22 protein-coding genes are annotated in these 23,127 nt (G+C 39.6%); 14 read left to right on the forward strand and 8 right to left on the reverse strand.

Annotated features, from left to right (window positions below; all coding sequences use genetic code 11):
* Positions 1–55: 55 nt before the first annotated feature.
* The 6 genes from ACK1I8_RS17575 (at position 56) to ACK1I8_RS17600 (ending at position 4,686) form a co-directional block, all read left to right on the forward strand.
* Complete coding sequence (locus tag ACK1I8_RS17575; protein ID WP_412466592.1) at positions 56–823, forward strand: phosphosulfolactate synthase; 768 nt, start codon at positions 56–58, stop codon at positions 821–823.
* 82 nt (positions 824–905) lie between these two features.
* Positions 906–1,649, forward strand: a complete 744-nt coding sequence (locus ACK1I8_RS17580; protein ID WP_412466593.1) for a shikimate dehydrogenase family protein — start codon at positions 906–908, stop codon at positions 1,647–1,649.
* A 46-nt stretch (positions 1,650–1,695) separates the two neighbouring features.
* Positions 1,696–2,283 (forward strand): gliding motility lipoprotein GldD, encoded by a 588-nt coding sequence (locus ACK1I8_RS17585; RefSeq protein WP_412466594.1) that lies wholly within the window; start codon positions 1,696–1,698, stop codon positions 2,281–2,283.
* Between the two features lie 47 nt (positions 2,284–2,330).
* Positions 2,331–2,969 carry an MBL fold metallo-hydrolase gene (locus ACK1I8_RS17590; protein ID WP_412466595.1) on the forward strand — a complete coding sequence of 213 codons (639 nt, stop codon included), beginning with the start codon at positions 2,331–2,333 and terminating at the stop codon, positions 2,967–2,969.
* A gap of 96 nt (positions 2,970–3,065) precedes the next feature.
* Positions 3,066–4,301 (forward strand): ABC transporter permease, encoded by a 1,236-nt coding sequence (locus ACK1I8_RS17595; protein WP_412466596.1) that lies wholly within the window; start codon positions 3,066–3,068, stop codon positions 4,299–4,301.
* Position 4,302: 1 nt separating this feature from the next.
* Complete coding sequence (locus ACK1I8_RS17600; protein ID WP_412466597.1) at positions 4,303–4,686, forward strand: hypothetical protein; 384 nt, start codon at positions 4,303–4,305, stop codon at positions 4,684–4,686.
* 930 nt (positions 4,687–5,616) lie between these two features.
* On the opposite strand, the gene ACK1I8_RS17605 is transcribed toward ACK1I8_RS17600, so the two are convergent.
* The gene (locus tag ACK1I8_RS17605; RefSeq protein ID WP_412466598.1) at positions 5,617–6,147 is read right to left on the reverse strand and encodes an AAA family ATPase; all 531 of its coding nucleotides are present in this window, start codon (positions 6,145–6,147) and stop codon (positions 5,617–5,619) included.
* A 437-nt stretch (positions 6,148–6,584) separates the two neighbouring features.
* Here ACK1I8_RS17605 and ACK1I8_RS17610 point away from each other — a divergent pair, with 437 nt between their 5' ends.
* Both ACK1I8_RS17610 and carB read left to right on the forward strand, forming a co-directional pair.
* Positions 6,585–6,902, forward strand: a complete 318-nt coding sequence (locus tag ACK1I8_RS17610; RefSeq protein WP_412466599.1) for a carboxypeptidase regulatory-like domain-containing protein — start codon at positions 6,585–6,587, stop codon at positions 6,900–6,902.
* Between the two features lie 207 nt (positions 6,903–7,109).
* Positions 7,110–9,947 carry a carbamoyl-phosphate synthase large subunit gene (carB, locus tag ACK1I8_RS17615; RefSeq protein ID WP_412466600.1) on the forward strand — a complete coding sequence of 946 codons (2,838 nt, stop codon included), beginning with the start codon at positions 7,110–7,112 and terminating at the stop codon, positions 9,945–9,947.
* Between the two features lie 161 nt (positions 9,948–10,108).
* On the opposite strand, the gene ACK1I8_RS17620 is transcribed toward carB, so the two are convergent.
* Both ACK1I8_RS17620 and ACK1I8_RS17625 read right to left on the reverse strand, forming a co-directional pair.
* Entirely contained in the window at positions 10,109–11,416 is a 1,308-nt protein-coding gene (locus ACK1I8_RS17620; RefSeq protein WP_412466601.1) for a M20/M25/M40 family metallo-hydrolase, read from the reverse strand.
* 131 nt (positions 11,417–11,547) lie between these two features.
* On the reverse strand, positions 11,548–12,672 hold the full coding sequence (locus ACK1I8_RS17625; protein ID WP_412466602.1) for a DUF4407 domain-containing protein: 1,125 nt from the start codon (positions 12,670–12,672) through the stop codon (positions 11,548–11,550).
* A 128-nt stretch (positions 12,673–12,800) separates the two neighbouring features.
* Between ACK1I8_RS17625 and ACK1I8_RS17630 the strand changes: the two genes are divergently transcribed.
* Together ACK1I8_RS17630 and ACK1I8_RS17635 are read left to right on the forward strand one after the other, a co-directional pair.
* Positions 12,801–13,118, forward strand: coding sequence for a rhodanese-like domain-containing protein (locus tag ACK1I8_RS17630; RefSeq protein ID WP_215165554.1), 318 nt, complete (start codon positions 12,801–12,803; stop codon positions 13,116–13,118).
* A gap of 228 nt (positions 13,119–13,346) precedes the next feature.
* Entirely contained in the window at positions 13,347–13,544 is a 198-nt protein-coding gene (locus ACK1I8_RS17635) for a DUF6358 family protein (protein WP_293784505.1), read from the forward strand.
* Here the strand turns inward: ACK1I8_RS17635 and ACK1I8_RS17640 are convergent.
* The gene (locus ACK1I8_RS17640) at positions 13,522–14,553 is read right to left on the reverse strand and encodes a dipeptide epimerase (RefSeq protein ID WP_412466603.1); all 1,032 of its coding nucleotides are present in this window, start codon (positions 14,551–14,553) and stop codon (positions 13,522–13,524) included. The two genes, ACK1I8_RS17635 and ACK1I8_RS17640, sit on opposite strands and share 23 nt — an antisense overlap.
* 78 nt (positions 14,554–14,631) lie before the next feature.
* On the opposite strand from ACK1I8_RS17640, the gene ACK1I8_RS17645 reads away from it, so the two are divergent.
* On the forward strand, positions 14,632–15,768 hold the full coding sequence (locus ACK1I8_RS17645) for a hypothetical protein (RefSeq protein WP_412466604.1): 1,137 nt from the start codon (positions 14,632–14,634) through the stop codon (positions 15,766–15,768).
* A 546-nt stretch (positions 15,769–16,314) separates the two neighbouring features.
* Positions 16,315–17,298, forward strand: a complete 984-nt coding sequence (locus ACK1I8_RS17650) for a hypothetical protein (protein ID WP_412466605.1) — start codon at positions 16,315–16,317, stop codon at positions 17,296–17,298.
* 110 nt (positions 17,299–17,408) lie between these two features.
* Here the strand turns inward: ACK1I8_RS17650 and ACK1I8_RS17655 are convergent, their stop codons facing one another.
* Genes ACK1I8_RS17655 through ACK1I8_RS17665 form a run of 3 tightly spaced genes read right to left on the reverse strand, consistent with a single transcriptional unit; the run spans position 17,409 to position 20,523 of the window.
* Complete coding sequence (locus ACK1I8_RS17655) at positions 17,409–18,023, reverse strand: rhomboid family intramembrane serine protease (protein WP_412466606.1); 615 nt, start codon at positions 18,021–18,023, stop codon at positions 17,409–17,411.
* A 6-nt stretch (positions 18,024–18,029) separates the two neighbouring features.
* Positions 18,030–19,769: a M14 family metallopeptidase gene (locus ACK1I8_RS17660; protein WP_412466607.1), complete on the reverse strand. Its 1,740-nt coding sequence runs from the start codon at positions 19,767–19,769 to the stop codon at positions 18,030–18,032.
* 25 nt (positions 19,770–19,794) lie between these two features.
* Positions 19,795–20,523, reverse strand: a complete 729-nt coding sequence (locus ACK1I8_RS17665; RefSeq protein WP_412466608.1) for a hypothetical protein — start codon at positions 20,521–20,523, stop codon at positions 19,795–19,797.
* A gap of 59 nt (positions 20,524–20,582) precedes the next feature.
* Here ACK1I8_RS17665 and pepT point away from each other — a divergent pair, with 59 nt between their 5' ends.
* Both pepT and ACK1I8_RS17675 read left to right on the forward strand, forming a co-directional pair.
* The gene (pepT, locus tag ACK1I8_RS17670; protein WP_412466609.1) at positions 20,583–21,836 is read left to right on the forward strand and encodes a peptidase T; all 1,254 of its coding nucleotides are present in this window, start codon (positions 20,583–20,585) and stop codon (positions 21,834–21,836) included.
* A gap of 125 nt (positions 21,837–21,961) precedes the next feature.
* Entirely contained in the window at positions 21,962–22,828 is an 867-nt protein-coding gene (locus ACK1I8_RS17675) for an aldose 1-epimerase family protein (RefSeq protein WP_412466610.1), read from the forward strand.
* Positions 22,829–22,981: 153 nt separating this feature from the next.
* Here the strand turns inward: ACK1I8_RS17675 and ACK1I8_RS17680 are convergent, their stop codons facing one another.
* A complete protein-coding gene (locus tag ACK1I8_RS17680; RefSeq protein WP_412466611.1) occupies positions 22,982–23,125 on the reverse strand; it encodes a hypothetical protein in 144 nt (47 codons plus the stop codon).
* Between the last annotated feature and the right edge of the window lie 2 nt (positions 23,126–23,127).

Below are 23,127 nucleotides of genomic sequence, written 5' to 3' on the forward strand. Positions count from 1 at the left end.
TTGTGAGAAAAATTTAACTGATAAATCTGAAAATTTTTTTCACTTTTGTACGCATATGAATTATCCATTATTAAACGTTCCCGAACGTCCGACTAAACCACGCCAAAAGGGCTTAACAATGGTTATGGATAAGGGATTGAGCCTACGCCAGGTTGAAGATTTTATTGAAGTTGCCGGCATACATACAGATATCGTAAAATTAGGTTGGGCAACATCACATGTAACACCAAACCTTAAAGAGAAATTAGCTTTATATAAAAGTGCGGGCATTCCTACCTATTTCGGTGGAACATTATTTGAGGCTTTTATTATCCGTAATCAATTTTCAGATTACCAGCGCGTATTAGATCAATACGGAATGGAATACGCGGAAGTATCTGATGGATCCATCGAAATTGAGCATGATAAAAAATGTGAGTTCATTAGCAAACTGGCCAAGCAGGTAACCGTTATCTCTGAAGTAGGCAGTAAAGATGCTGCTAAAATATTTGCACCATATAAGTGGATTAAATTAATGAAGGCCGAAATTGATGCGGGTTCATGGAAGGTAATTGCCGAAGCACGGGAAGGTGGTAACGTTGGTATTTACCGTGGGAGCGGCGAAGTACGCGAAGGCTTGGTTGATGAAATTTTAACACAGATCCCTGAAGAAAGCATTATCTGGGAAGCCCCTCAAAAAGAACAGCAGGTTTGGTTTATTAAATTAATCGGCAGCAATGTGAACCTGGGTAATATTGCCCCGGCAGAAGTAATTCCACTAGAAACTATCCGTTTGGGGTTGCGGGGAGATACTTTCGACTATTTCCTGAATCAGGTAAAATAAAGACAAAATTCGCGATTGCGAGGCGCATTTAAATAAACTTTACAGGTTTTTGAAACCTGTAAGGTTTGCTTGTTATATCAATATGAAAACATACGGTTTAATCGGTTACCCACTTTCTCACTCTTTCTCGAAAAAATATTTCACAGAAAAATTTCACAATGAGGGCATTACCGATCATCAATATGAGCTTTTTCCTATTGCCGACATCAAATTACTGCCCGATTTGCTAAGTGAAAATTCATCACTTTGTGGACTTAATGTAACTATCCCGCATAAAGTTAGTGTGCTTTGTTATCTAAATGAAATAGATGAAGCTGCCGAAAAAATTGGTGCCATAAATTGTATTTCGATCAGAAACTTTGAAGGTGAAAGTTATTTAAAAGGTTATAATACCGATGCATATGGTTTTGAAGAATCGCTAAAACCGTTATTAGGACCACAGCACACCAAAGCACTTGTTTTTGGCGATGGCGGCGCGGCCAAAGCCGTAAAATATGTTCTGGAAAAGTTGGATATCCAATATCAGGTGGTGGTAAGAACTGTGGCCCCTGATGCTATTTTGTATGCTGAGATTACGCCGGAAATGTTGTCTTCACATAAATTATTAATCAATACCACGCCATTAGGCATGTCGCCAAATACAGACACCTTTCCGGATATTGATTACCGTTTGGTAGGAAAGGAACACCTGGCTTACGATCTGGTTTATAACCCGCTCGAAACGGCATTTCTGGTTAAGGCTGCAGCTGGCGGCGCAAAAACTAAAAACGGACTCGCAATGTTGCATCAGCAGGCTGAAAAGGCCTGGGCCATCTGGAATAAATAATTTGGCCTATCTTTATCCTGTTAACCATTAAGCAATTTTCTGAAGAATGAAACTAAAACAGCTGATTTTTTTACTCTTTGCACTGCTTTTATGCGTAACAGCTTGTCAGAATCATGATTATAGCCCTAAGCCAAAAGCCTATTTCAGGATTGTATACCCTAAAAAAGACTATACTCCATTTACCGAAGCAGTTCCTTTTACGTTTAAGTATCCTACCTATGCCACAGTGGAGCAAGATCAAAGCCGGGATGCCAAAAAAAACTGGTACAATTTGCACTTTAAACAGTTTAATGGCTTTTTGCATTTAACTTACTACGATGTTTCAGGTAAAAGCGAATATGATGAAATGGTGGAAGACGCAAGAAAACTGGCCTTTAAACATACGATAAAAGCAAGTGCAATTGATCAGAAAATGATCAATTACCCAGACCGTAAAGTTTATGGCATTTACTACGCCATCGAAGGAAATACGGCTTCATCTGTCCAGTTTTTTTTAACAGACAGCGCCAAGCATTATTTTAGGGGAGCTTTATATTTTAACGAACGTCCACAATATGATTCTATTGAGCCTGTTGTTAAATTTATTAAAAAAGATATCGATACCCTGATTTCTACGTTCAGGTGGAAGAATTAATTTATTAACGTTACCCTGTTTCTGCAAACAGGCATTTTCTAAGACTTATGATTACAGTAAAAACCTTTACTTTTAATGCTTACAGCGAAAATACCTATGTACTCTACGACGAAACCAGGGAGTGTGCGATTATCGATCCGGGGATGTACGAAGGTTTTGAGGAAAGTGAATTGGCAGCTTTCATTAAACAGGAAGGTTTAAAGCCTGTTTTATTGCTGAATACACATTGCCATCTTGATCATGTTTTCGGCAATAAATTTGTTGCTGAAACCTACGGTTTAAAGCCTCAGTTCCATCAGGGCGAATTACCGATTTTAAATGCCGTTCCGGGTTACGCACCATCAATGGGCTTTACCCGTTATCAGGTACCCCCTTTACCAGATAGCTTTTTGCCAGAAACAGGAACCATTTCTTTTGGCAATAGCAGGCTTACCATAATTTTTGCACCAGGACACTCGCCTGCGCACCTGTGTTTTTATAGCGCAGCTGATCATATTTTAATAGGTGGCGATGTGCTTTTTTATGGAAGTATCGGACGTACCGATCTGCCAGGTGGCAACCATCAGCAATTAATCCAAAACATTTCAGATAAACTTTTTGTCTTACCTGATGAAACCAAAGTTTATCCTGGCCATGGACCAGCAACCAGCGTTGGTTTTGAAAAGCAACATAACCCGTTTTTTTGATGTAAAATGTATAATGGATGAGGGATGATGTATTACCCATCACACATATTCCATCTTACATCACTGCCATCTTACTTTTTAATTATCTTTACTGCTGTGAATACATCGTTTTACATTGCCAAAAGGTATCTTTTTGCCAAAAAATCAACCAATGCCATTAACCTGATTTCGGGCATATCAATGGTTGGTGTAATGGTAGGTAGTGCTGCGCTGATTATTATCCTTTCGGTATTTAACGGTTTAGAAACAGTGGTATTGAATATGTTCGATACCATTACCCCGCAAATTGCGATTACACCGTCAAGAGGGAAAACTTTTGACCCGAACACAAGCTATTTTAACCAGCTCAGAAAAAATAAAAGTATTGCTGCTTTTACCGAGGTACTGCAAGAAAATGCATTGTTGAAATATAACAACAAGCAAGCTGTTGGGATGGTTAAAGGGGTAAGTTTAGATTATTTAAAGAATGCCAAATTAGACAGTACCATTAAAGAGGGGCGTTTTATATTGCATAATAAAAGTGGTGATAACGCAGTGATCGGTTCGGCATTACAAAGTTATTTGGCTGTTAATACGGTTGATCCTTTTACCGAGTTGGAGATTTATTCGCCAAAGAAGGATATCGCAGTAAATACGGTCAATCCAGCCGACGATTTTGTGGTGAAAAATATCCGGGTTAGCGGTGTTTTTGAGGTTCAGCAAGATTTCGACAATGGGATTATTGTTCCGATAAACTTTGCCCGCGAGCTGCTTGGCGAAGAAAAAAATGTGTCTGCTATCGAGATCAATCTGCAACCTGGTGTTGATGTAGATGATTTTAAAAACGAAATAATCGAAAAGGCTGGTAAAGAATATGAAGTTAGAAATCAGGCCGAACAAAATAAGTCACTTTACCACATTTTAAATACTGAAAAATGGGCAGTATATATTATCCTTACTTTTATCCTGATTATTGCTATATTTAATATCATAGGCTCATTAACCATGTTGGTGATCGATAAGGTAAAGGATGTGGCTATTCTGAGCAGTTTAGGTGCAGGGAAAAATTTAATCAAACGCATATTTTTATTTGAAGGCATGATGATTACCATGTCTGGCTGTGTATTAGGGCTAATTATAGGAATCATATTTTATTATTTTCAACATACCTATGGCTGGATTAAAATGGGCGATGAAGTAAATAAAACATTGGTAAGTTCTTATCCGATTGCACTAAAATGGAAAGATTTTGTACTGGTTTTTATTACAGTAGGTATCTTCTCATTTTTGGCATCTGCTTTGTCATCCAATTTAAGCGTTAAAAAGATAGATCAAATTAATCAAACGATATAAAATGAAGTTATTTAAGCAAGCAATTGTAACCGTTGTGCTCCTTGGCGTAGCCGCTACAGCTTGTAACAGGAATGATAAAGCCGAGGGAGAAAAGAACAATCTTAAAATTGTAAAGGGCTTGTATACATTTGGTCCTGAAATGAAATCAATTACGCTATGCGAGGATACACGAGAATTTTGGGTTGCAGACAGCGTAAAAAGATTAGAGTTATCGTACAGTAATTTAGGCTTCGAAAAGCCTTATGAGCCGGTATACGTCGAGTTAGAAGGTTATTTTACCAAAACTGATACTGCTACCGTTGCTGCCGATTTCGATTCTACCCTGGTGGTTACCAAAGTAATCAAAATAAGCAAAGAGATTCCGGACGGGCCTTGCGCGCAGTAATTCCTGTCCGTAAAGTTAAACGAAGCCTCTCTACAGAATAATAAATAAGATTGAGTTTTCAAACTCATCATTTCCGGTTTAACAAGGGTTAATTTCATCAATAAGATCGGGTTAGCCGGGTTTGGTTAATTACATGATTTATTTCTTTTTTTTGGAGAGCGCAAGTGCCGTACTGATTGGCTACTACAGTTCTGCCTTCCGTGATTTGTGCCTTGAATCGATCAACGGTTTTTTAGAGATCGAATGCGGTTTAAAAAATGGTAGTCTGACCTATCACTGTCGCTGTGCAAGCGGAGACTGTAAACTATCTCACGGTGCTGTTCAGCTGATTAACTGGCATTGTGAACAGAAAGAGGAAAAGGTTATGAACGGGGAATCGTCTAAGAATACAAAAACCAGGTTTTCCTATATTTAAAGTGGTCGGCAAAAACATATCTAATAAGATCATTGATTATTTTACAAAAGGTATAAATACTGAAGCCATGTTTTAGACTGACGAAGTTTCCTTTAGGTTCATCACCCGGCCGGCCCGATTGGGTCAGGCAAGGCAGACAGCAGCTGGGCAGGTAGAGATAGATTTAATGATAAAACACCAAACGTTCCTTCCGAACGAAACCGCCAATTGTAAAATTGGCTAGCTTTGAGGCGTCGCGACTGGATGAACATGGTGATACGAACCCGAAAGGACGGGTATTAATTTTATAACTACCTTTTGTCCCATCTGGACGAATGCCCGGTAGAAAAAAAAATATTTTTTTTCGTTCCGCAGGAACGTTTCATGCTGGGCACCAGGGTAAACAAGCCTTTGTTCAATAAACCCGACAGCAGCGAACACGAATCCCGGTTTTTCAGCGGGTGAAGTAAGGCGAATGGCGGGATTGCCGGCCGCCAAAACCAACTGACAATCGTTTCCAAAAAAAGGCAACACTTCTATTTACCCAAAAAAACATCGATGGCTTTAATGGCATTTGCGATTCTCTCTTCACCTAAACCTCCGATAACTTTATAATTGGCCCGGAGCGCCTGCAATTCTTTATGCCAAACCTCCATAAAATATTCGCGTTTCTCCGGAAAATCCCGTAACGGATCGTCCTGCCATGGCAAATCGATATCCATTAACAGATACAAATCGTACGGCTTTTTGGGCAGTGCCTCCAATACAACCTGCGGTGTTTGGCCAAGCACTTCATCACTCCATATCTTTACCGTAATAAAAGTGGTATCACAGATAATAAAATCACTCTCGGCGGTAACCAAAATTGCATCCTCTAACGCTACCTGCCCGTAATACATATTTATTTCATCTTGCAATGTATAATCGGTAATCAGATTTTCGCAGTAATAACGGGCATACTCTGGCACCCACGAAACTTTATAGTATTTGGCCAGTAACTGAGATATGGTAGATTTTCCCGTACTTTCCGGCCCAACAATAGCAATCTTTTTTATATTTTTATTCACGATACGTTTTCTGGATACGGTCAAATGTAAAAGAAAAAGCCTTAAAAGAAAAAATCCGGTTGAGGAGGGCTCCTCTAACCGGATAATAAACCAAACAAACTATTTATGAAGAAATCCTCATGGCGGGTAACTAATCCGCGGAGGAAGCTTTAGATCATTGTCTAAAGTATATACAAAACGCGTATATGTTCTGCTTATTACAACATTGTTGCCAATAATCAGCTCATCACAACTTCGTGACTTAATTCTGACCAACTGCCCCTTATATTGACAAAATTGCTTAACACGAATTAACGTTTGTGACAAATATACACATTTTGATTTTACATTTATGTATAATTTATAGTACAAACAAAAAAATAGTGTTCACTATTTAAAACTATTTGCCCTAACTGTTGTTATGTATTTAAGACATTTAGCAACTAAAACGTTATACCATGAAAAATTTGTGTGTTGTACTATCTCTACTGATCATATTTGCTTTAGGTTCTGTTGCCTTTAAAAATGTTAAAACGGGTGGTATAATTGGAAAAATCACACCAATTGATGCGGCTGCTACCGTATCTCTTGTAGCAACAAAAGACACGCTAAGTACACAGATTAATCAAGGTGTTTTTACTTTTACCAACCTCAAAGAAGGGGTTTATACTGTAGTGATAAAAGCCAATGCACCATATAAAGATGCAGTGCTGGAAAAGGTTGCCGTAAAAGATAGCGCCACTACCGATTTAGGCGAAATTAAATTACAACAGTAAGCCATTCTGCAAAAGGAAAATCTAAAAAGAGCACTGAAATAGCGCTCTTTTTTATTTTTAAAAAAACGCCTCAAATCACATCTAAAGATGTATCTTTGCATCCCGACAGAACAGTTGGGATTTTCTTCTCGCAAGCATAAGACCTCTTGCTTCTTTCACCTTCGGGTTCAAATACTTTAGAATTTTAATTATTGTTTAAGCTTTATCATGCCTAAAGACACTTCCATTCGCTCAGTACTGATTATCGGATCTGGACCAATTATTATTGGCCAAGCCTGTGAGTTTGATTACTCAGGTTCTCAAGCGGCGCTTTCTTTAAAAGAAGAAGGAGTTACCGTTTCCATTATCAATTCCAATCCGGCCACGATTATGACGGATAAGGTTATTGGTGACCATGTTTATCTACGCCCGTTAACTGTTGATTCAATAGAGGTTATTTTAAAGGAGCATATCGACTCTGCAGATCTACCTAGAATTGATGCTGTACTTCCTACAATGGGTGGCCAAACGGCACTAAACCTTTGTAAAGAAGCTGAAGAACGTGGTGTTTGGGAAAAATACGGAGTTAAAGTTGTAGGGGTTGACGTAGATGCAATCGAGAAAACAGAAAACCGTGAAGCTTTCAGGCAGTTAATGGTTGATATCGGTGTCGGGGTTGCTCAATCTAAAATTGCCAACTCATTTCTGGAAGGTAAAGAAGCGGCTCAGGAAATCGGATTTCCTCTGGTAATTCGTCCATCATACACTTTAGGTGGTTATGGTGGTGGTTTTGTGCACAAAAAAGAAGATTTCGATGCAGCATTAAAACGCGGTCTGGAAGCTTCGCCAACACACGAAGTACTGGTAGAGAAAGCGGTTTTAGGCTGGAAAGAATACGAGTTAGAGTTATTAAGAGATAGCGATGATAACGTAATTATCATCTGTTCGATTGAAAATTTCGATCCGATGGGTATTCACACAGGAGATTCAATTACAGTTGCTCCGGCAATGACCCTGTCTGACCGTTGTTACCAGGATATGCGTAACCAAGCGATCAAAATGATGCGCGCCATCGGTACCTTCGCCGGCGGTTGTAACGTTCAGTTTTCGGTTAACCCGGTAGACGATGAAATTATCGCCATCGAAATCAATCCGCGCGTATCACGTTCATCAGCACTGGCCAGTAAGGCAACCGGTTACCCGATTGCAAAAATTGCAGCCAAACTGGCTATCGGCTATAATCTTGATGAAATCGAAAATCAGATTACCAAAACGACTTCAGCATATTTCGAACCTACTTTAGATTATGTAATTGTTAAGGTTCCGCGTTGGAATTTCGATAAATTTAAAGGTGCTAACAAAGAGCTTGGCCTGCAGATGAAATCGGTGGGTGAGGTAATGGCCATTGGCCGTACTTTTATCGAAGCATTACAAAAAGCTTGTCAGAGTTTAGAGATCAACCGTGCAGGTTTAGGGGCAGACGGCAGACAGGTACGCAATATAGAAGAGATTATGGACGGTTTGGAGCATGCTTCATGGAACCGTTTATTCTTAATAAAAGATGCCATGACCATGGGTGTACCTTTGGAATCTATCCGTAAGGTAACCAAAATCGACAAATGGTTCTTAAACCAGATTCAGGAATTGGTATTACTGGAAACGGAATTAAAAAGATACTCACTAAACAATATCCCTCAGGATTTCTTTGCAACACTTAAACAAAAAGGTTTCTCTGATGTTCAGATCTCCTGGTTATTAGGTAATGTTACGGAAGATGAAGTTTATGAGCGCCGTAAAGCTTTAGGCATAAAAAGGGTATATAAAATGGTTGATACCTGCGCAGCAGAGTTCCCGGCCAAAACGCCTTACTATTACTCTACTTTCGAAGAAGAGAATGAATCAAAACCTTCTGACAGGAAAAAAGTGATTGTTTTGGGATCAGGTCCTAACCGTATTGGTCAGGGTATCGAATTCGATTACTCATGCGTACACGGTTTATTGGCGGCAAAAGAATCAGGTTTCGAAGCCATTATGGTTAACTGTAACCCCGAAACGGTTTCTACTGACTTTAATATGGCCGATAAATTATACTTCGAGCCGGTTTTCTGGGAACATGTTCGCGAAATTATCGATTTGGAAAAACCTGAAGGTGTAATTGTTCAGCTAGGTGGTCAAACTGCTTTGAAAATGGCTGAAAAACTAACCCAAAACGGCATCAAAATTATCGGAACTTCTTTCGAGAATATGGATATTGCTGAAGACCGCGGCCGTTTCTCTGACCTGCTAAAAGAATTAGAGATTCCTTATCCAAAATATGGCGTTGCAGAAAATGCCGAAGAAGCGATCGTTGTAGCAAACGAGGTAGGCTATCCGGTACTGGTTCGTCCGAGTTATGTGTTGGGCGGACAAGGTATGAGCATTGTAATTAATGATGAAGACCTGGAAAAAGCAGTAGTAAAATTATTAGGCGATTTGCCTGGCAACCGCGTATTGATCGATCACTTTTTAGATAGGGCAGAAGAGGCAGAATCTGATTCGATATCCGACGGTGAGGATGTACATATTGTGGGTATGATGGAACACATTGAGCCTGCAGGTATCCACTCGGGAGATTCATTTGCAGTATTACCTACATTCAGCTTATCAGAAAAGGTAACTAAAGCCATGGAAGAATACTCCATCAAGATTGCAAAAGCATTAGATGTACGTGGTTTATTAAACATTCAGTTTGCCGTTAAAGATGAGAAAGTTTATGTAATCGAAGCAAACCCAAGGGCATCGCGTACGGTTCCTTTCATTGCAAAAGCTTACGATGTTCCATACATCAATATTGCAGGAAAAATTATGTTGGGCGTAGCCAAACTGAAAGATTTTACCATTGTGCGTAAACTTAAGGGCTATGCTATAAAAGAGCCGGTTTTCTCTTACGAGAAATTCCCTGAAGTAACAAAAGAATTAGGTCCTGAAATGAAATCCACAGGTGAGGCGATCCGTTTTATCAAAGATTTAGAAGATCCTTACTTCCGCAAACTTTACAAAGACAAATCGATGTATTTGAGTAAGTAATTTGCTTGCGCAAGAGCTAAAATAGTAATGGCCAGTGATTTTTTCACTGGCCATTTTTGTTTCGTCATCTCGACTGAAGCGCAGCGAAATGGAGAGATCTTTTAGCTGGTGTAAAAGATTTCTCCACTTCGGTCGAAATGACGATCTGGATTCAACCTCGCTTATTGTTTCAACTTCGGAATTCTGGTTGGTGTATCTGTACCATTTACAATGCTGGTTGCACTCTTGGCTATCGCTTTAATGGTAGAGAGGATATTATCCACGTCTAAAGAATTGTATTCGTCTTTCACGCTGTGATATAGTTTATCGATATCAATTTTATCAGTACTAATGGTGTGTGCGGGAACACCTAAGGCGGCTAAAGCTGCATTATCACTTCTATAGAATAAGTTTTGATCTGGATAGGGATCCGGGTGGAAAGTAAATTCAGTTCCGGCTAAGTTTTTCTGCAAAATCTTTCCGAAATCAGATCTTTCATAACCCGTGATAAAGGCTGTATTTTTGCCAAATTTCGAATCTTTACCAATCATCTCAATATTAAACATGGCTACCACATCATCAGGATTCAGTTTTGCAGAGAAATATTTTGCACCATAACCACCGATTTCTTCAGCAGTAAAAGCGACAAAGATTAAGGTACGCTCGTTTTTTTTCTGTGCTTTGTAATATTTGGCCAGGGCAATCATCGCCGTTGTACCCGAGGCATCATCATCCGCACCATTGGCTATACTATCGCCATCTACCGGTTTTAAGAAACCCAGGTGATCGTAATGACCAGAGAAAATGACTATTTCTTTTGCTTTTGATTTACCAGGAATCACCCCAGCCACATTAAATAAAGGCATTTTATCTACCTTACTTTTAAATGTTGCTGAAAAATCTGTTGCGGCATCTTTACCTAAAACAAACACATGTACAGCACTGGCAGTTGCTTTAACCTCTTTCTCATCAACAATTTCAGGTTTACCGAAATAACCTTTGTAACGGTTAAAAAGATCGGCAAATTTACTATCTACCAACACAATCTGATTTTTACCGGCTCCCATCATTGTTCTTAATTGCGCCACAAATGGTTTTTCAGGATCTAACTTAACAACTGTAGTATTCGATTTATCGAGGGTGATACTTTCTGAAGTTACACCTGAAACCATTAAATTTTCCGGGGCAATTTCCTGTCCGTCTATTTTAACGCTTGTACCTAGGGCGGTAACCTTGTACTTATAAAACGTTTGCCGGAAAGTTTTCTCACCAGCTAAAGGCTGCAAACCGATTTTTTTAAACTCAGATTCGATAAAAGTAGCTGCTTTATCAATTCCGGGCGTAAAAGTTGCACGCCCCTGCATCTCATCGGCACTTAAGGTTTTAATCAGGTGGTCAGTATATTCGCGGGTGATGATTTTATCGATGTTTTGCGCTTTAAGCTGCAAAGTTGTCATCCCTACAAGGGTAAAAAAGAGTATTTTCTTCATATTATATTTATAGAGGTGTGAATTTAGGCTTTTTGGCTGATAGTTTATGGTTTAAGGATTTAATATTGCATGGTTGATCGTGATCACAGGCTTCCTCTCCCGTACCTTATTTTCCATCATCCCTCTTCCATCTACTCTCTGTCCCAATCGTATTTTTCGAGATCGCGATAGGCTTTGCCCTTAATAATTTCTTTTTTCTTTGACGACTCGGAATCAACCCTCGTTTCATGAACATTATCGGCCACCTCGAAATGGAAATCCTTATCTTTTTTAGAATGGTAAATAGATACCTCATCCCCATCCGATATGGCATAATCATAAGGGCCTCTGGCACTCATCAGTTTTACAAAAACAGGTAAACATTCAAAGAAGATAAACAGCAGCCCGATAAAAGTAACTGCAATTGCCGTATTATTATCACGAGTACCATCTACATTGAATTTAAGTTGCCCCAATGCCCAGTTACGGTCGGCAAAACCAGCAATATCCGATAAACTATCCAACTGTTTTTTGGTATATAACTTTTCAGTAAACAGTCCATCAAATTCTTTGCGTTTATCCACAAAACTTTCTGATTTGTTGATGGAGGCTTTAAGCGAATCCAATTCTGCCACGCGCTTTGCAATCTCTGCTTCCTTACGTTTGGCATATGGCCCATAACCCAATACCCCCGATGTTTCGGTGGTTTTATTTCCGAAGATCTCGAAATTAAGTTTTTGCCGATCCGCTTTGATGCTTTTCTCCAGAGAATCGCGCGTGGCTTTCTGTTGATTTAACCTGCCAAACTCTACCTGATATTTTTTCTCAAAGGCCTTATTCAGCGTATCGATTTTGGCACGCTGGCCATTGAGGTAACTCACCTTCAGGCGTTCTTTAATTTCTTTATCGAAAATTTTAAGCTCTATCGGTCTTGAAATGACCATACCGATCATAATGGCCAGCAGAATACGCGGTGTAGCCTGTAATAGCTGTTTATTGGTACTGACACTTTTATTTATGCTGGATACAATGTACCGGTCCATATTAAATATGGCTGCTCCCCATAAAAAGCCGAAAACAATGGCAAAAACCACTGCCAGATCGTCGCCTTTAAAAACAAAATACATGGCGTAGCCTCCGGAAAGGGCAGCAAAAAGGCCCGTAAAAAAAATGGTGGCGCCAATGCCGGTATATTTATTTTGTTCTGAAGGATATCTTTCCAGTGTCGGGATGTGAGCGCCAGAGCAAAACCAAAAGAAACGGTTCAGTTTGTCCATTTGTAACTATTTATAGTTAAACGCCTGAGAACATTAGTTGTTACAGTTTCTGACAAAAATTTATGGCTTTTTTTTGATGGGGAGCGTAAATTTGATTTTCCTATATTTGCATAAATACATTTAATAAAATGAAAGAAATATCGGTACAAGAACTAAAAGAGAAAATCGATAACAAAGAAGATTTTCAATTAATTGATGTTCGTGAAACATTCGAATATGAGGTTTCCAATCTTGAAGGGGAAAATATCCCTTTGGGCGGAATTTTAATTGAGGCTGATAAGGTGGCGAAAGATAAACCGGTAATTATCCAGTGCCGCAGCGGAAAACGAAGTGCCGCAGCGGTAATGCAGTTAGAGCAACAATACGGATTTGACAATCTTTATAACTTAAAAGGTGGCATTTTAGCCTGGCAAGAGGCTTTTGACCCGAATATGCCGGTTTATTAGACTAACCAGTATTCAATAATCAATTATCAAGAAAACAATGACCAATAACCAAACGCCAATGATTAGTTGGAGAAGGGTTTTATAGCACAAATAAAGATCAATTTTCAAACTTGAACCTTACAGGAACAAACCTTTTGAATATTTTCAGCTCAGGATGGTGTTTGAAAATTGATTATTGCTAATTGGTACTTTGCACGTAAATTCTCTTAAAACTAAATTCCTCTATCTGTGGGTAAAAAATTTGCTTTAAACATCTTCTATAATCTGGCCATTATCCTTTCTATTTTCGGACTGGTTTGGTGTTACAACAATCACAAATATCTTCCAGCCGGTTTTCTGGTAGGTGTAACGGCCTGTTTATTCTACTTTAAGTATCAGCTTACCAAAGACATCAGAAAAAGCTTTAAAGAAAAAGATCAGAAGTAGTATCCGCTAAGCCTAAACCTGGCAGGTTATTTAAAACATACTTCCCGCTTTCAAAGGCCGGATCTTTAAACGGGTTATTTTTGGTCAGCCATGGCCCGTCCAAATCGGCCCAATTGCATAGCGGAGCCAAAGCAGCGGCGGCCAAAGTCGCGCAACTGGTTTCGCTCATACAACCAATCAGCACTTTCATCCCAAAAGAACGGGCTTTCAAAATCATCTGATGGCCTTCATACATTCCGCAGCTTTTCATCAGTTTTACGTTGATACCATGATAAGCCCCTTTTAACTGATCCATATCGGCTAAACGCTGTACGGCTTCATCAGCAAGTAATGGAATCGGACTACGCTCGGTTAACCAGGCGTTCCCATCCAGGTTGTTCTTATCCATAGGCTGCTCAATTAATACCACACCCTGGTTATGCAACCAGTAAATTAAATCAATGGCTTTAATCTTATCTGCCCAGCCCTGGTTCGCATCTACATATAGGGGCACATGGGTCATGCTGCGGATGGTTTCGATAATTTCCCGATCGTTATCCCGCCCCAGTTTAACCTTAATCACTTTAAAAGCTTCAGCATCTTTCAGTTTTTCACGGATAACTTCAGGGGTATCAATCCCGATGGTATAAGAAGTTACCGGCATTTTAGCAGGATCGGCACCATAAATTTCATAACAGGGTTTATGTAGCAGTTTCCCCTGGATATCGTTAAGCGCAATATCAATAGCCGCTTTAATAGCTGGCTGACCGTGAGCAAGACTATCCAGATAAGCGATAATCGCTGCAAAATCGAATGGATATTGGATTTTATTCCAATCAACAAGTTTCAGAAAAGCAGTTGCACTTTCATAACTCTCCCCCATGTAAGGCACCATAGATGCCTCACCATAACCGGTTACACCTTCATATTCTATCTTCAATAACATCAGCGGCGTGCTGGTACGGGTAAATTTCGAAATTGAAAAAGGATGTTTTAGCGCTAATTCAAACGGCCTGCAACTAATTTTCATGATCAATCGTCTAATAAATATATAAAGTAAATTATCTTGTTACCAATTATCTTTGTTTATTAACATAACGCCATCGTCATGAAAAACAACTCAAGATTACGGTATTTTATTTATTTATCCTTAATAATTATTGGAGGATGTACCACAGGGAAAAACGCCTTACAAAAAGGCGACTATGATGCTTCTGTTGAAAAATCGGTGAGCAGGTTGCAAAATTCGCCAAAAAACAGCGAAGCCATGGAAGTGTTAAAAAATGCATATAATCTGGCTTTGCAGAATCATCTGCGGAAAATAGAAGAAGCCAAAATGTCGAACGATTTATTCAGGTGGGAATCGGTGATGTACGATTACCAAAAAATAAACCAGTTGGCAGACGATATCAATAACTGTCCTGCCTGTTTAGCGATTGTTCCCAATCCTTCAAAATATATTACCGAACTAGCTGACGCTAAATATAACGCTGCCGGCGCAAGATATAATGCCGGTTTGGACTATTTGAGGGAAAACAGCCGCCAGGCCGCCAAAAAAGCCTATTATGAATTTGAGAAAACGCTGAATCTCCGGCCTAACTACAAAGATGCCAAAGCAAAAATGGAAGATGCATATTGGGCAGCAGTAACCAGGGTTGTGATACAGCCAATCCTGGTAAATAGCAGTTTGTATAAATTAAGTGCTGATTATTTCCAACAACAGATTGACCAGTATATTGCAAAATACTCCAGAAATAAGTTTGTGATTTTTTATGGTGAAGCGCAGGCTACCGGGCAAAAAATTGTTCCCGATCAGGTACTGAGTTTAAACTTCGACGATTTTGTGGTGGGCCAAACCTATGTAAAAGAACGTGTTGAAAAGTTAGAACGCGATAGTGTGGTAATTGGCGAAACGCGGGATAAAAAACCGGTTTATGGTACCGTAAAAGCTACGTTGAGTATTTTTGAAAAGAGCATTTCTTCATCCGGTTTGCTTGACATGAGTATTACCGATTGGAAAACCAGAAAACTGGTTCGTCAACAGAAATTTCCCGGAACTTATGTTTGGAGAGACAGTTGGGCCAGTTATAAGGGTGATGATAGGGCCCTGACTAAACAACAACTGGCCATGACCAAACGGAGGGAGCAATTACCGCCTCCGCCCAATGCTTTGTTTTTAGAATTTACTAAACCTATTTACAACCAGCTGGTTGATGATATCAGTTATTATTACAATAATTACTAGATTTCTCTATATTAAAGGATGTAACAGCGCAATTTATTAATTAGGTATACGATGGTGTAATTTCACATCAGATGCCGTGTTCGTAAAGGCACTATTGATAGAAACCAATTTATCATATCGGTTGGCTTCTTAACTACTGACATAAAAGGTTTATTTTAGAAAATGAGGGAACTGTGATTCTTGGCGGCATGCAGTCCCGCCATTCGCTATAGCTCCGATTAATTCCGATTTAAGATCGGATCGGAGGCTGCCGCTACTGTCGGGTTTAGGCACAAAGGTTATGCGCCTTACATCTCCGCTATGAAATAGTGCCGAAGCCAATAGCCCTCCTGCCCGTTGCAGGCGGGGGCTGAAGCGTTACCCTGCAGCAACGAGGTACGAGGTGGCGAAGCGTAAAAGCAAAGACAGGAACACCCTTGCCTATTGTACAACGCCCTTGCGCTCCAAATAAAAACTGATCATTGAGATAAACGATACCGTTACAGGCTGAGGTGGTTGTAATCGCTGCGTTAAAATAAAACATCATTGCTCGGCGCTAAAAATATAATGGCTAATATTGCATTGATGAATACCGGCTTATATAACCCTTTCCAGAATTTCGATTTTTTATATAAAACCTGCTTTTTAAGCGGAAAAACATTTAATTCCCTTGTAATCCAGGTGCCTTTGCTTCCAAAATGGTTGTTGGAACAGGCAGGTTTAAGCGGCGAAGAGCAGATCCAGTTTCTGGATGAGAGTATCCGTTCGTATAATACATTGGTTATTCCGGTGAATACAGAGATCAATGCACAGTTTTTAAATCCACTGGAAGACAAAATCGAAGCTGCATTTTCAATAGGTTACGATGCTGTTTCCGCACTGCCAGAACTGGATCTTTTCAACTGGATCGGCAAATTTTTGTATGGCTTTGTATATATCGAAATGCATTCAGCTTTACGTAAAGAAATGACTGCCGATGGGTTAAACATGTCGCAATCGCTGATGATGAAATTTGCCAACCTGAATTTCATGATGCAAAACCTGTATACCAGCCTGGAGTTTGAAGATTTCACACCATGGTCTATCACCGTGGTCAAATTGGAAAACGCAGAAACACCATTCAGTTTCCGCGATGAGATTAACACATTAACCTTCTCCTTAAAGATGAAAGATTTCGGGATCATTGCCTGTTTACAGGATAATGGCACCAATAAACGCTATCATCAGGATATCATTAATGAGATAAAAGGAAAAGCCTTAACCGCTGAGCAATTTGAAGAGTTAAGCGCCCGATTTTATTATTCGGCCTATCTATTTAACCGTTTGCCGGAATATACTTTTATGCCTGTGGAAGGCACTACCTATATCGAGGCGATGCCTTTACGTGGCAACATGACCAAACCACTTTTTGATGTTTGGCAGCATAAGATATATGCCCAGGTATTGGAAAATTTCTGGAAACCCTGGGGTTATGTGGTGTTCGAGATTATTAAAAACCCTGATGAACCAATGAGTTTCTTCGATAAACCTTATCTGCCTACAGCAGGGTAATCTCTTTGTTATTCGTCATACCTGGCTTGATTGGTGCTTTAAAGCGAAAATATAACTTCTTTCATTAGGATTCCGTTTTTAAGGAAATGACGATTTTTTCTAATGAGGAACTACCTGCTGCCTGTTAACATGGCAATAAAATTCTGCAAAATGCCTGGAACGAAAATAATCGTAAAAATCAATCCGGTTAGGGCACCAAAAAAGTGTGCATCATGATTGATATGATCCCTTGAATTACGGGAAGCATAAGCACAATAAATTAAATAGATAATCCCAAAAACAACGGCAGGAATCCCGATCGGGATAAACATGATGTAAATTTTAGACATTGGATTATACAAAATATAGCTAAAAAGCACCGCGCTGATTGCTCCTGAAGCGCCCAGGCTATTATAGTGAAAGTTATCTTTATGTTTGATCACTGTTGGCAGATCGCTCAGCACCAAACCCAAAAAGTAAAGTAATCCAAAGCGCCAGCTCCCCATCATACTTTCAAGTGCAAAGGCAAAAGCATAAAAGGTAAACATGTTAAAAAACAGGTGCATCCAATCGGCATGTACAAGTCCGCTGGTAATTAAAGTATATACATTCTGTCCTTTTGAAACACTATAGGGATGCAGCATAAATTTTCCATAAACCGAATGATCGTAGAAAGCGTATAGGCTGGTAATGATCGTAAAGACAAAAATTAAGGAGGCCACCGGGGCGATATTGAAGTATTCCATCTGGGCTTATTTTAAATCCAGTTTTACATCTGTAACCAAACGTGCAACCGGGTATCTGTTGTGTGTTTTTTCGTAATAATCAGAATTTTTATACACAAAATCAAGCTGTGCGGCACCATTCTTTGTAAAATCCGCATCAGCCAACCTTTTAGCTTCCAGTTTACTTTTCAAGTCAGGGTTATTTTTTAGTAGTTCTGCAGCCGTATCTTCAAAAACATAGGCCGAATAATGCTCTTTCATATCCAGAATAGAATCAAAAAAATTCCAGTTGAAATAAGAATCTGTTGCCTGAGGCTCTAAGGTTTCTACAATATAGCGGTTGGTCGGTTGGTTTACATAAATCACGTAATCGCCGGCGTAATATTGGAGTTGCTGTGAAACATGACTTATTTCTACACCAGCATGCAGGTAATGTCCCTCATATGGCCTGGTTCCCGTTTTGAAGTCGCCGATATAATAGCTTTCTACTGCAATTTTCTGATCGGTTTTTAATTCCCTTAGTTTAACATTATTGAGCTTAAGCAAGGTAACTACCCGGTCCCAGGCTTTTGGAATAATGTAGGCAACAGGTTTCTGAATAGATAATGCAGGCTCAAACTTGTTCCATTCTTTGATGGTTTTGGTGTAAGGCTTGCTACGATCGTAGTATAAACGATCAGCACCGCTTACCTTGCTGGGCTTTTGCCCCGCTTCAAATCCCTTAAATTCTATATTATTAACTTCGTTTTTATTCAGTTTCCACGCTAAAGGAAATTCCTTTTGTACCGCAACTGATTCATCGGCCTTTCGTTTATTCGCCCCAATAATTTCAGCATCCCGTTCTACCACCTCGATATAGGTTTGTAAAAGCTTATAAGTGGCATCCACACGTAAATCATAAGATTTTAACATATGTGTTTCGGGCATAAAGCCGATGCTATTGTGCAGCGTGGTATAACCGGTTGAGTAACGAGGCGATTCGATAAAACCTGTTATCCCGGTTTCAGGGGTTTCGCCTATTGAGTTGACATAGGGAATCATCGGATAACCCAGTTTTTCCATACGGCTATATAAATCGGGCACCAACGTTTTAGCTAAATAATCAGAAAGTATGGGATTTAGCTTATCTTTCTGTGTTGGGATAAGCGTCATTACATACTGATAATCGGCACCATTGCTGGTATGGGTATCTACAAATATTTCAGGCTGCCAGGTATTAAAAATGAGTTGAAATGCTGCTGAATTTTTCGAATCGGTTTTAATGAAATCGCGGTTCAGATCGAGATTTTTGCTATTTCCCCTAAAACCATAAGCAACCGGCCCATTTTGGTTAGCCCTTGATGTTCCGCTACGGTTAAAACTGCCGTCTATATTGTATATTGGGATGATGCATATCACCACATCTTTAGGCAGTTTATCTGCTTTAAGCAGATCACGGGCGAGCATCATCGATGCATCTATACCCTCCGGCTCGCCTGGGTGAATGCCATTATTGATCAATAAAATCCTTTTATTTTGTTTTCTGAGCTGAACCGGGTCAAAAACCCCATTACGTGATAAAACCAATAAATGTAATGGCTTTCCAAAATCGGTATGCCCATAGGTTAACAGTTTAGCTGCCGGGTAGCTTTTATCCAGTTTCTCATAATAAGATATGGCTTCAGTGTATGTGGTGGTTGCTGTTTTTCCACTTAATTCGAACGGTGTTTTTTGCGCAGTAGCTTTTAGCCGCATGGATAGCAAACACAATAAAAAGAGTTTTTTCATACCTTAAGAATGTATCAACTGTTTATTAAAGTGTTCTGCGATAAAACTTAATGTTACCGAACATATACCTGAACCCTATGGTAAAGGTACTGTAAACATCGGGAGAGTTGTTTCTAAATTTTGAGCTGGGATCATTATAGCCATCAAGCCCTTCGCCAAAAGTAAAGTTAGACTGCGCATTGATATTGATGACATATCGCATATAGCCGTAGCCATCATTAATGTAGTAATTAAAACCGAAGTTTAAAGGGATCAACAGCTCCAAACTCTTATCCTGACCCGGAAAAGGACCATAACCGGGATTGGAAGCGGCCCAGCTTGGTTTATACCTTACAATATCGGTGATGTTATTATTAATAATACCTACGCCCAAACCTGCATACAAACCTCTTATGTTGTATAAAAATTCACTTTTATCATAGTCAACCACTTCGCCAAGCATCAGCTTTACATTGGCACTGAGGGCCTTATATTGATTCACAAACTGACGGTTGTGCGGGTCGGTTTCTATGTCGCCACCCTGAACGATGCCATACTGGCCCTCTAAACCTAAGGTTACAAATGGAGTGATATGAAAATCGAATACACCATATATGGTATGCCCTAAACTTCCTTTTACATCGGCATAAGACTTGTTTATTCCTCCCCCAAAACCGTACGACATTTTAAAATAGTTGGATTGGGCGAATGAAAAACTTCCTATAAAAACAAGTAAAAGCGTTATATAAGCAGCTTTCAGCAAATTAAAAATCATATCGTTTTTTTACAAAAATAATATGTTTATCGAATATCTATAACTTTTAACTTTGAATTATGAGTACATACGTCAACTTTAACAAATCGCTCGAGCAGCGGTTTATCAAATATGCAAAAATTGATACCCAATCCGATCCAGGTTCTCCTACCTGCCCTTCAACCCCGAAACAAAAGGACCTGGGTAAAGTATTAGTTCAGGAATTATTGGAAATCGGCGTTTCTGATGCCGAAATGGATGATAATGGCTACGTGTATGGTACAATCCCATCAAATACAGATAAACCGTTACCAGTGATTTTCTTTTGTTCGCACATGGATACATCACCTGATTGCAGTGGCGAAAACGTCAAACCAATCATTCATGATCATTATCAAGGGCAAGATTTGATTCTGCCGGATGATCACCAGATTGTAATCAAACTTTCTGAACACAAAGACCTGAAACAGCAGATTGGCAATGATATTATCACCGCAAGCGGGACAACTTTATTAGGGGCAGATAATAAAGCAGGATTAGCCGAAATTATGGAAGCAGCAGCTTTTTTCATGAAAAATCCTGAGGTAAAACACGGGACTATAAAGCTTCTTTTTACCCCCGATGAAGAAATAGGCAGAGGTGTAGACAAAGTAGATTTAAAGAAATTAGGAGCCGATTTTGGTTATACGATTGATGGGGAAACACTCGGATCTATTGAGGATGAAACTTTTTCTGCGGATGGGGCGACCCTTAAAATTTATGGTGTAAGTACACATCCAGGATTTGCAAAAGGAAAAATGGAAAGTGCCGTTAAGATCCTCGCCCAAATTTTAGATTCGCTACCAAAAGATAGCCTTACTCCAGAGTCTACCCATCAAAAGGAAGGATTTATCCACCCGGTAAGTATAAATGGACAGGTAGAAGAGGCAGAAGCACAATTTATCATCAGGGATTTTACCGATGAGAAACTGGCTGCGCATGGGCAGTTTTTGGAAGAAACCGTCAAAAAAGTAATGGTTAACTTTCCAAAGTCTAGCTATAAGCTCGATATTAAAGCGCAATATCGCAACATGAAACAGGTTTTGGATCAGCACCCTAAAATTGTACAATATGGTGTTGAGGCCATTGAAAGGGCTGGTGTAGCACCCAAACAACAAAGCATCCGTGGCGGAACCGATGGTTCCCGGCTTTCTTTTATGGGTTTACCCTGCCCCAATATTTTTGCCGGAGAACATGCCTTTCACAGCAAGCAGGAATGGGTAAGCGTACAGGATATGGAAAAAGCTGTACAAACCATTATTAATATTGCCTGCATTTGGGAAGAGAAGGGTTAGTTTGGAGCTGGGTGTTTGGAGTTATGATCGCGCGAAAGGCCCACCACTAAACGCCAAACTCAGTGGGATTCATTTTTTAATAAAAGATAGCTTCAAAGCACAAATTTTTCTAATTTTAACCTGCAATGATAACTCTCGAAAACGATTATATAAAAGTTAGCCTGGCGGCTAAAGGTGCAGAACTTCAAGGTTTATTCAGTAAAGAAACCAAGCTTGAATATTTATGGAATGCCAACCCAAAATATTGGGCAAAACATAGCCCGGTATTATTTCCTATCGTTGGCTCATTAAAAAACAATAGTTTTATTTACCAAGGCAAGTACTACGAATTACCCCGTCATGGTTTCGCCCGGGATCATGTCTTTAATTTTGAAAAAATAAGTGAAGACGAGGGTATTTTTACGTTAACGCAAAACGCAGACACCCTAAAAGTATATCCGTTCTATTTCGAGCTGAAACTAAGGTATCAATTAATAGACAGAAAACTGAATTTAACCTACGAGGTAAAAAATACCGGTACCACTGAGCTTTTATTCTCTATTGGCGCACACCCGGCATTTGCGGTTCCCAATACTCCCGATACCGTTTACGAAGATTATTACCTTACCTTTAATGCCGATGAAAAATTAACTTTCTGGAAACTGGAAGACGGCCTGGTGGCCAACGAAACTGAAAATATTGAGCTTAACGCGCATAAACTAATGCTTACACACGAGCTGTTTTATAACGATGCGCTGGTTTTTAAGAACCTGCAAAGCAATTGTATTAGTTTGCTGAACACCAAAAACGATAACGGCCTACACTTCCATTTTGAAGAGTTTCCTTATTTCGGGATATGGGCGGCGCCAGATGCGCCGTTTGTGTGTTTAGAACCTTGGTGCGGAGTTGCCGATGGAATTAATCATAACCAAGAGCTATCAGCTAAGGAGGGTATCGTAAAACTTGATGCAGGTAAAACCTGGTCGCGGTTTTGGGAAGTAGAGTGTTTTTAAATTGATGTGCTTAATTGGGTTGCACCAGAACTGTGGAGTTTGATCTGATATCAGCAGTAAGATCAGGATCTCCGGTAGGCTACCGCTTTGTCTTCCAAACTTTCTTCTGCAACCTTTGCGTTAAAAAAGGGAGACACCAAAACAACTAAAATTTTAAAGCGATAACCTGCTTAAAGTTTCCCTGGTTACCCCAAGATAAGAAGCAATCAGGGTTTTCGGAATTCTTTTCTGTAAAGATGGGTATTGGTTACGCCACTGCTTGTAACGCTCAGCGGCATTGTTGCTTAATAAAGCCAATA

Source organism: Pedobacter sp. KLB.chiD (assembly GCF_047040275.1).
In the GTDB taxonomy this organism is placed as follows: domain Bacteria; phylum Bacteroidota; class Bacteroidia; order Sphingobacteriales; family Sphingobacteriaceae; genus Pedobacter.